This is a genomic window from Stenotrophomonas chelatiphaga (genome assembly GCF_001431535.1).
GTDB classification, from domain to species: domain Bacteria; phylum Pseudomonadota; class Gammaproteobacteria; order Xanthomonadales; family Xanthomonadaceae; genus Stenotrophomonas; species Stenotrophomonas chelatiphaga.
This window is the reverse complement of record NZ_LDJK01000011.1, coordinates 43,502-50,570: the sequence shown is the minus strand read 5'-3', so window position 1 is coordinate 50,570 and position 7,069 is coordinate 43,502. Positions and strand designations below refer to the sequence as shown.

Here is a 7,069-nt window from a genome sequence, read left to right as displayed (position 1 = left end):
AAAGATATTCCCGCGTTGGCAATCGCGAGTTGCGCCGGAGCTCTTTCTCCCGGCCCCCGGCCCCCCGGCCCCCCGGCCCCGATAGACAATCGATAATGAAACGGAATCAGCCGCGACGCGGGGAGTTCTTCCTGCTGCAACCGGACACAACCCGCGACGGTTGATCGCCATCTGCGCGATGCCATCATGGACGCAGGCATGGGGACAGCAAAGCAAACACATGGGGTGTGGTTTACCGATGCGGCGGACATCTGAAGTCACAAAGTCCAAGCTGCAGCATGGTTCAGGCGCTACTAGAGGAGGTCGACCGCATGAAGCGAAAAGCAACGCCCCCGCGGGCTGACAGCGAGTTCTTCATGTTTGGCCCAGAATCAGAGAGCAATAGACGCTTTCGTGGTGCGTACCTTGAGAACATCCAGCAACTACTGACATCCCCACGGCTGATCCTGCGTCCAGACGCGGGGGGATTTCCGCCGCTCAGTGAAGTACCGCGTGTGGTGTTTGATCCATCTGCGGGCCCTGCGCCGCGAGACTTGGAAGGTGGCTTCAGCGGCTACTGGCTGGTGTCCGAGCGACTTCAGCGGGCGATGTCAGCCGTGGATCCTGAAGCGTTCGCTTTTGTTGAATGTGAAGTTCGCCTGGCTGACGGATCAGCCGGACCGCCACGTTTCATGTGCGATGTCGTGCGCGAAGTGGACGCACTCGACGAAGACGCATCTCATCTCAGGATCAAGGTTGATGATGACTACGTCCGGGGGAAGTTCTACTCCCTGGGAGGTGGTGCGAGGCTGGTGTTCAAGCGCGACATGCTGGCGGGTGCGCATGTGTTCTTGACGCCCTTCAATCCGTCCGCGTTCTGCGACAGGAGCTTCCGAAATGCTGTCCAAGCCGCTGGCATCTCGAAGAACGCAGGAGTCAGTGGCATATCCTTCGTGGACGCACTTGATATCTGATTAAACGATCAACGCCCAGCCGTGTCTGGCCGAGGTCCATCGGGGCGTCCGGGGATAAACAGCTCGGCCAATATCGGCGTGTCACCCCCGGGCAATAGGGCTTGATCAGACGGCGATATGCCAATCTCGTTGAGTGCAGCCTGAGAGGTAAAGATGATCACGCACATGTCATCAAGGCGGCGGGATCCTTCAGTGATCGTATGGAGTACAGCCAGCGAGAACCTACGCAGGAAGGAGAGATCGTCTTCGTCGCTGTGCAGATCCTTCTTGAATTTGAGCACGTGCTTCAGCGTCACTGCATGGGACATATCGATGGTATCGATCCACTCGCGCTTGCCGTTCTCCTGCGCAAGTCGGTTGGAGCCGCCGCTCAATCCCATGGCACCGAACCTGTCTTCTCCGCGGTAGAGGAGGAGCTCGTACTGCGCCGGATCACTGCCGTCCGGCAACGGACCCTGCACCCTCATCAGATGAATCCCGATGCCTTGACCATCAGCCGGCTCGCGCAGGCATCGCGGTTTGAAATAGGTGGGCATGGATATTTTTGCCAGAGAGGACTGCCTGATGATCTCATCAAACTCCTTGGAGCGTAGTCAGGGCTGGATTCCCAAAGTGGCCACCCACCGGCAGCCGGCGAGCTGGCGCACCTGCGTGGCCTCAGACGCAGCCGCCCACGCCGGCTGCGTGGGCGCCGTGACAGACACTCAAATCACCTCTATCCGCAACCGGATACCCAGCGCCCGCATCGCGCCCAGCACGCTGTCCAGGTACAGCGGCCGGTTGCCGCTCAACTGCCGGCGCATGACTTCGCTGCTGTGCCCGCATTCGCGCGCGATATGGCTCATGCCATGCAGTTCGGACACCAGCAGAAGGGAGCGCGCGAACGTGGTTTCATCGTAGTTGGCCATGTTCAAGCGGGCATCCAGGTACTCGGCCATCTCGGCTGCACGCAGGTTGCTGACACGCGCATTGGCGAAGCCGCCGTCCGGCCCGCTCAAGACCGGCTCCACATGGCATCCGCCGATGACCGCACCAGTTCCCGTCCGGTGATGATCAGCCCTTCGACGAGGTATTCGCCGAAGCCATTATCGGGCTGGCCCTGCTGCCGGCCGACATGCACCGAGTGCAGCACTTCGAAGATCGAGGCCAGCGCCTGCAGGGTGCGGATCGGCACGGCGACGTCCGCGGTGCGCTGAGGCTCCTGGTGGCAACCGCTGCCTTCTTTAGGTGCATCCGCTGCGGGTTCTGGCTCCACGCGCAGGTGCATCACGCGGTGCTCGTTCGTGCGTGAGGTTTCAAACGCTTCAAGCCTCCGCTCAAGGCGCTCGATGAAGTAGGGCGGGAAGTCGATCATCCGATCGCCCATCAGGGCGTACAGACGCTTTGCGCTAAGAGGGTAGTGCGAATCCATCGGCGTACCTCGCAAGGCTTGAGGCCACCTGCGCCAAGGCGCAAGGTGGCGGGCGATGCGGGTTGGCATACCGGGCTACTGAACCAAAAACCGGCGGATCAGGGATCCCCACGCACCGCCCACCGTAAGATCGATAAGCGATGCAGTGCATTCTCCGCCGTGCCCAGAGGGCAAAACAGAGCAAATAGTCCAAATAGCAACAGGATGCCAATCCCGGCTGGCGCTCTTCGTCGCCAGCGCGTCCATACCATCAGCCATAGGCCATTGCGTACATGGGCGAATCTGCAAAAGTGACACGGCATCGACCCGCGACAAATATGCAGGCGTGTGGCGATCCCGTCACCGACACGGGCGCCACGCGCCCACTGCGAAGGCCTGCAGCGACCGTGAACGCGGCCCTTCGCGACACCCGGCCTCACACTATTTTTGCAACTCATCCCCCGGCCATTGCTAAGTTCGCCTGATAAACCCCCAAGGAACCTGCCATGACCCGGACGTCCCCTCTTGCCCTGATCGCCCCTTGCCTCAGCCCCGCCTTGGCCTTCGCCCAGGCCGACCGCGAGGTGGCCGCTAACATGGTCACCCGTGCCGCCAACGTCTGCCCCGGCCACAGCGCTGAGCGCACCACGCCGACAGTGAAGAAGGTGCCGGTTGGCGCACTGCGCGTCATGATCGACCGCGGCCTGGTGATGTGCCCGGACCGCCGCCTGGATGCCTCCGCCCCGGCCGTGTTCTATGGCCGCGTGGGCGTGTTCGCCTGGAACCCGGAGGCCGCTGACGCAGCGGCAGTGATCGTCAGCAAGATCGATGAGATGACGCGTAAGGACGACTACCCGGTCCAGACGCTGGTATGGGATGCCAAGGGCAACGCGTTGAGCCAGCAGACCTTGCCGGCATTTGAAGCCAGGCCGGGCGCGGCGGTGCTTTACAAGCTGCGTTGAGGTATCAATGCAGACCAGCATCCTGATTTTCTGCTGATGGTGCAGGCTCTTGAAGCCTTCATGGAAGAGCAGGGGGTCGCGCCCTTCCATGAAAAGTACGCCGGTGCGCTCCATGACATGATGTGGAACGCCGGGTGTGCGGAGTACTTCATCAACGCCGTGGCTGCCGGGGGATCACTGCTGGCATTGGTTGAGAACGCTCCGCGTGACGGAAGCTTCAACAGGTTTGAGCTGGTGACGCTGCTGGAATATCCGCAGGGCGTGATCACTGGCTATCCTGTCAGCGCCATTGCGGCCGCCTCTCCTGGCTGATGGAGGCAATGACAGTACTCGCGGGTGAAGTGTCTTGGTGAACGTAAGAAGTCTGAAATTGCCTCAAGGTGCTCGCTAACGATAATGGAAATAGGAGGCCGAAATGCCCGTCTTCTTTCGGGCGCTTTCAAACTCTTCATATGATCCAATCAGCAGGATATCAATACCTCGGCCACGCGTACTCCCTGCGGACCTCGAAGACGGTCGTCCGGGTAGGGAATACCAATACTCTCTCATTCGGGATGGAGAGCTTCTTGTTGGCCTGGGTTGTTATGGCTCTGAGACGATGCTTGGGGAAGGTGTGGATCGCGAATGGGCATACACCATTGATCTGGGGCATGAGCGCCTGATCAAAACCGTCGTCGGATTCAAAAAGCTGTTTGTAGATGAAGCTGAGGATGACTACGCCTTCCTGTGTGAATTTGCTTGGGGATTGGTGCTCGCTTACGCCGGCCGAACAGATAACGACGAAGGCATGAAGTACGCCGCCACGACGACTGCGGAAGCGCTGGCAAACGCAGGCGTCCTCATTTCTGATCAAAAGGCGATAGCCGCTGATGGCGTGTTGATTCTTGCGGAAGCGTCCATTCCAGCGCACGTGCCTGAGGAATAAGCGCCATGAGCAGTCCGGCCTTCGGCGATTATGTATTCACGACTTTAAGCCGCGCAAGGAACTCCGCGGATGGCAGTCCGCTGTCGCTGCAGCAGACGAGTGACGTGGCCGCTTACTTGAGGTCTTCCGGTTCGGGCCAGACGCTGTCACCAGCATCGAGGTCTATTTATCCAAGGCTATGCAAGCCTCGCCTGCTGAACTCCCCGTAGGCACTGAGTACCCAAGTTTGAGCTGGTTACCCTGCTGACGCTTCCCAATGGAGTCATCAATGGGTATCCAGTGAGTGCGATGACGAAAAATGCCAACTAGTGAAGGATGCATGGCACTTAATTTTCAAGCGCGTGAAGGGTCTTCATATGACCCTGGCAGCGGGATAAGCATCCCTGAGCCTCGGACTCTACCGGTCGAGCTGCCAGACGGTACGCAAGGAACTGAGTACCAGTTCGGGCTCTATCAAAATGGCGAGCGCATAGGCGAGCTGGGCTTCTCAGGTCCTGATGAAATCATAGAGTCAGATGGTTGGCGTGAGCATGTCTTCGATGTCTCCATCCCGGCGCGCTTTGCCAGGTGATACAGGTATGCGGATCAGCTTTGAAACAGGGAGGGCTTGCGCTACAGGAAACCCTGCAGATACAGCAGGGCCAGGCACAGCATCAGGACGCGCAGGCGCGCGCGATGGGAATGCGTTAGCGCGCCGTTCCGATCAGAGTGACTCCACCACCGCTTCCACACGGTCAAACCGCCGCTCAGCCAAGTCGCTGCGGCGGATCCAGAACGTCGCTTGCCCGCAATCGCCCAGCTTGAGATCAATCGCGTCGTCGTTGGCCAGCTGCAGCAGGCACACCGGTTCTTCGTCGATCATCGCGCCGGTATTCTGCAGAAGCACTGCATGGCCCAGCATCTGGTGAATCGTAGCCCTGCTGCGCGATCCATAGCCTGCGGCGCGATGTCGGGTATCCTGTTCGAAGGGCAGATGATTCGATTCCATCGCCTGGTAGAGCTCTCGTGGAACCCGCTCGGCGAGCGCGTCTGAACTCGCTGCAAGTGCCACGATCGACAGGGCGCCTCGGGTGAATGCAGACGCCGCGACGTCGCCCATCACGGGCCCTTCGCCGTCCTCTCCGACCAGCCCCACGATCCATTCGCGGAAGGCCAGCGCCTCGTCGGCAGGGCAAGGTTGGTCCGCTCCAATCTCTGCGCCGCGTTGCACCCATTGCGTCGCCTCGCGGATCAGCATCCCGCCATCATCCACATGCTTGCAGCGACACGCCAGAGTGCGGGCGATTTCTTCCATCATGATGCCTGCGTACGGGAAATCCTCCTGTCTGCGAAGCCAGCCCACGGGAAAGATCCAAGGCATGAGCGCGGGGCGCTCCCACGGCTTGGCTGACTGAGCGCCGGGCACCTGCCCGAGTGCTGCGGCAGCGGCCCCCAGCCTGAGCGCGTTGACCCTGCGGCTGTACGCGTCGTAGTCCGGGTCGTTGTCGTCCTCTGGAATCATGTCCCACTCTGGCCAGGTGTCCAGACGATGCGCGACGAGCGGCCACTCGGTGTGCAGGCGTGGTCCGTCCTCGCCTGCCAGTTGCGGCCGCGGATAGGTCGACGACCTGTCGCTGGCCACGGCCGACAGGATGGGCTGCAGTGCGGTGGGGTGGTCCGTCAGCGGGGTGTCGTCCGGCACATCTTCCGCGTAAAGCACCCGCACGCTGGCTCCAGCCTCGTCGCTGTCCCAGATCTGCTCCTCTGCGTTGACGGCGAAGAAGAACAGCATGCCTCTGTCAGGCATTGCGTCATCCACGCGCGGCAGTTCAGCGCAATCGATCTGCGCAAGGAAGTGCATGGGCGTCTGCTCGCCGTAATGCATGCCCCACGGCCAGTCCAATGTCGCTGGTAATTGTGGCCTTCCGCCTAATCGGCTTCGCACCTTGGGGAAGGCGCTGGGAGGGTAGGGGCGCTGCAGCAGGATGCCGGAAGCGCGGTGACCGGCGAGCAGGCTATCGAGGGCTCCTTCACCGCGGAAATCGCGTGTGTCGGCGTCAAATGGTGAGGGTGAGATAGCGGTCATGAAACAGCCTCCTGGCGTTTTCGTGCGAATCTTCGGTGTGATCAGCCGCTGCCCCACCTGGGCAGGGGGGCGACGCCTCACAAGCGGTTGTCCGGTTGGAAATCGTGGCCACGCGGGATACCCAACACGCCCCTCAGCACCCAGCCCAAGCCGAAGACGAAGGCCCAGAATGCAGCCAGGTATGAGACGAGACGGAGGCCTTGGCGCTTTAGCGCAGTCAGGCGTGCCGCGTCGTAGATCCTGTCGATTTCGGCACCGTCGGCAGCGGGCAGCTTGAAGTCTGCGTGGATCGCCTTCTTGTAGGCGCTGATCTCTGCACGGTAGTTGGTCGCGCTACGCACGCGTCCATCAGGGTCGCGCTTGAACGGGACCGCGGCTTCGTTGGTGCCATTCGCATTGACGATGTTGACCGGCATCAGACAGACATGCACATGCGTGGTGCGACCTTTGGGGGTCTGCGTGTTGAAGTACGTGGACACAGCATCCTTGATCGGGCAGTCCGCCGTGGTGCGCACGAACGGCTCGCCGGGTCCGGCGAGGCGATAATGCGTGGCCACGTAGGGCTTGCTGGACAGCACGCTTGCCACCGCAACCACGACGGCTACTGCCGTGACCAGCAGTGCGATGCGTCGCCCGCCTTCGAACAGGTTGAACTTCACGCCATTCCCTGGATGAGGAGCCTGTGGGAATCCTAGCATCGTGGATTCACAGCGCGCCTTGGTGAGGGAAGGCTGCGTTCCTCACCTTCCCCTGAGCCACTTCCCTTATGCTCGG

At 61.0% G+C, this 7,069-nt stretch carries 10 protein-coding genes; 5 read left to right on the top strand and 5 right to left on the bottom strand.

Annotated features, from left to right (window positions below; all coding sequences use genetic code 11):
- The first annotated feature begins 311 nt into the window (after positions 1-311).
- Complete coding sequence (locus ABB28_RS04040; protein ID WP_057507405.1) at positions 312-953, top strand: DUF1629 domain-containing protein; 642 nt, start codon at positions 312-314, stop codon at positions 951-953.
- An 8-nt stretch (positions 954-961) separates the two neighbouring features.
- On the opposite strand, the gene ABB28_RS04035 is transcribed toward ABB28_RS04040, so the two are convergent.
- The 3 genes from ABB28_RS04035 to ABB28_RS04025 all read right to left on the bottom strand — a co-directional run bounded on the left by ABB28_RS04035 (position 962) and on the right by ABB28_RS04025 (position 2,364).
- On the bottom strand, positions 962-1,489 hold the full coding sequence (locus tag ABB28_RS04035) for a hypothetical protein (protein WP_152983387.1): 528 nt from the start codon (positions 1,487-1,489) through the stop codon (positions 962-964).
- A 168-nt stretch (positions 1,490-1,657) separates the two neighbouring features.
- Positions 1,658-1,951, bottom strand: a complete 294-nt coding sequence (locus ABB28_RS04030) for a helix-turn-helix domain-containing transcriptional regulator (protein ID WP_057507395.1) — start codon at positions 1,949-1,951, stop codon at positions 1,658-1,660.
- Positions 1,948-2,364 (bottom strand): hypothetical protein, encoded by a 417-nt coding sequence (locus ABB28_RS04025; RefSeq protein WP_152983386.1) that lies wholly within the window; start codon positions 2,362-2,364, stop codon positions 1,948-1,950. The genes ABB28_RS04030 and ABB28_RS04025 overlap by 4 nt, the downstream gene beginning before the upstream one ends.
- A gap of 485 nt (positions 2,365-2,849) precedes the next feature.
- Here ABB28_RS04025 and ABB28_RS04020 point away from each other — a divergent pair, with 485 nt between their 5' ends.
- From ABB28_RS04020 to ABB28_RS18105, 4 genes are all read left to right on the top strand, one after another.
- The gene (locus ABB28_RS04020; RefSeq protein WP_057507393.1) at positions 2,850-3,305 is read left to right on the top strand and encodes a hypothetical protein; all 456 of its coding nucleotides are present in this window, start codon (positions 2,850-2,852) and stop codon (positions 3,303-3,305) included.
- A gap of 36 nt (positions 3,306-3,341) precedes the next feature.
- Positions 3,342-3,617 carry a hypothetical protein gene (locus ABB28_RS04015; RefSeq protein WP_057507392.1) on the top strand — a complete coding sequence of 92 codons (276 nt, stop codon included), beginning with the start codon at positions 3,342-3,344 and terminating at the stop codon, positions 3,615-3,617.
- Between the two features lie 103 nt (positions 3,618-3,720).
- On the top strand, positions 3,721-4,230 hold the full coding sequence (locus ABB28_RS17950) for a hypothetical protein (RefSeq protein ID WP_152983385.1): 510 nt from the start codon (positions 3,721-3,723) through the stop codon (positions 4,228-4,230).
- 319 nt (positions 4,231-4,549) lie between these two features.
- Entirely contained in the window at positions 4,550-4,801 is a 252-nt protein-coding gene (locus ABB28_RS18105; protein WP_161809852.1) for a hypothetical protein, read from the top strand.
- Between the two features lie 132 nt (positions 4,802-4,933).
- Here ABB28_RS18105 and ABB28_RS04005 read toward each other — a convergent pair whose 3' ends face one another.
- Together ABB28_RS04005 and ABB28_RS04000 are read right to left on the bottom strand one after the other, a co-directional pair.
- Complete coding sequence (locus tag ABB28_RS04005; protein ID WP_083491914.1) at positions 4,934-6,295, bottom strand: DUF1963 domain-containing protein; 1,362 nt, start codon at positions 6,293-6,295, stop codon at positions 4,934-4,936.
- 77 nt (positions 6,296-6,372) lie between these two features.
- Positions 6,373-6,954 carry a hypothetical protein gene (locus tag ABB28_RS04000; RefSeq protein WP_057507389.1) on the bottom strand — a complete coding sequence of 194 codons (582 nt, stop codon included), beginning with the start codon at positions 6,952-6,954 and terminating at the stop codon, positions 6,373-6,375.
- Positions 6,955-7,069 lie beyond the last annotated feature (115 nt).

Bases quoted from the DNA above. Each gene is read 5' to 3' on its own strand.
- ABB28_RS04035 (WP_152983387.1), bottom strand. From the start codon at position 1,489: ATGCCCACCTATTTCAAACCGCGATGCCTGCGCGAGCCGGCTGATGGT.
- ABB28_RS04015 (WP_057507392.1), top strand. From the start codon at position 3,342: ATGGTGCAGGCTCTTGAAGCCTTCATGGAAGAGCAGGGGGTCGCGCCC.
- ABB28_RS04020 (WP_057507393.1), top strand. From the start codon at position 2,850: ATGACCCGGACGTCCCCTCTTGCCCTGATCGCCCCTTGCCTCAGCCCC.
- ABB28_RS04005 (WP_083491914.1), bottom strand. From the start codon at position 6,295: ATGACCGCTATCTCACCCTCACCATTTGACGCCGACACACGCGATTTC.
- ABB28_RS17950 (WP_152983385.1), top strand. From the start codon at position 3,721: ATGCCCGTCTTCTTTCGGGCGCTTTCAAACTCTTCATATGATCCAATC.
- ABB28_RS04025 (WP_152983386.1), bottom strand. From the start codon at position 2,364: ATGGATTCGCACTACCCTCTTAGCGCAAAGCGTCTGTACGCCCTGATG.
- ABB28_RS18105 (WP_161809852.1), top strand. From the start codon at position 4,550: ATGGCACTTAATTTTCAAGCGCGTGAAGGGTCTTCATATGACCCTGGC.
- ABB28_RS04040 (WP_057507405.1), top strand. From the start codon at position 312: ATGAAGCGAAAAGCAACGCCCCCGCGGGCTGACAGCGAGTTCTTCATG.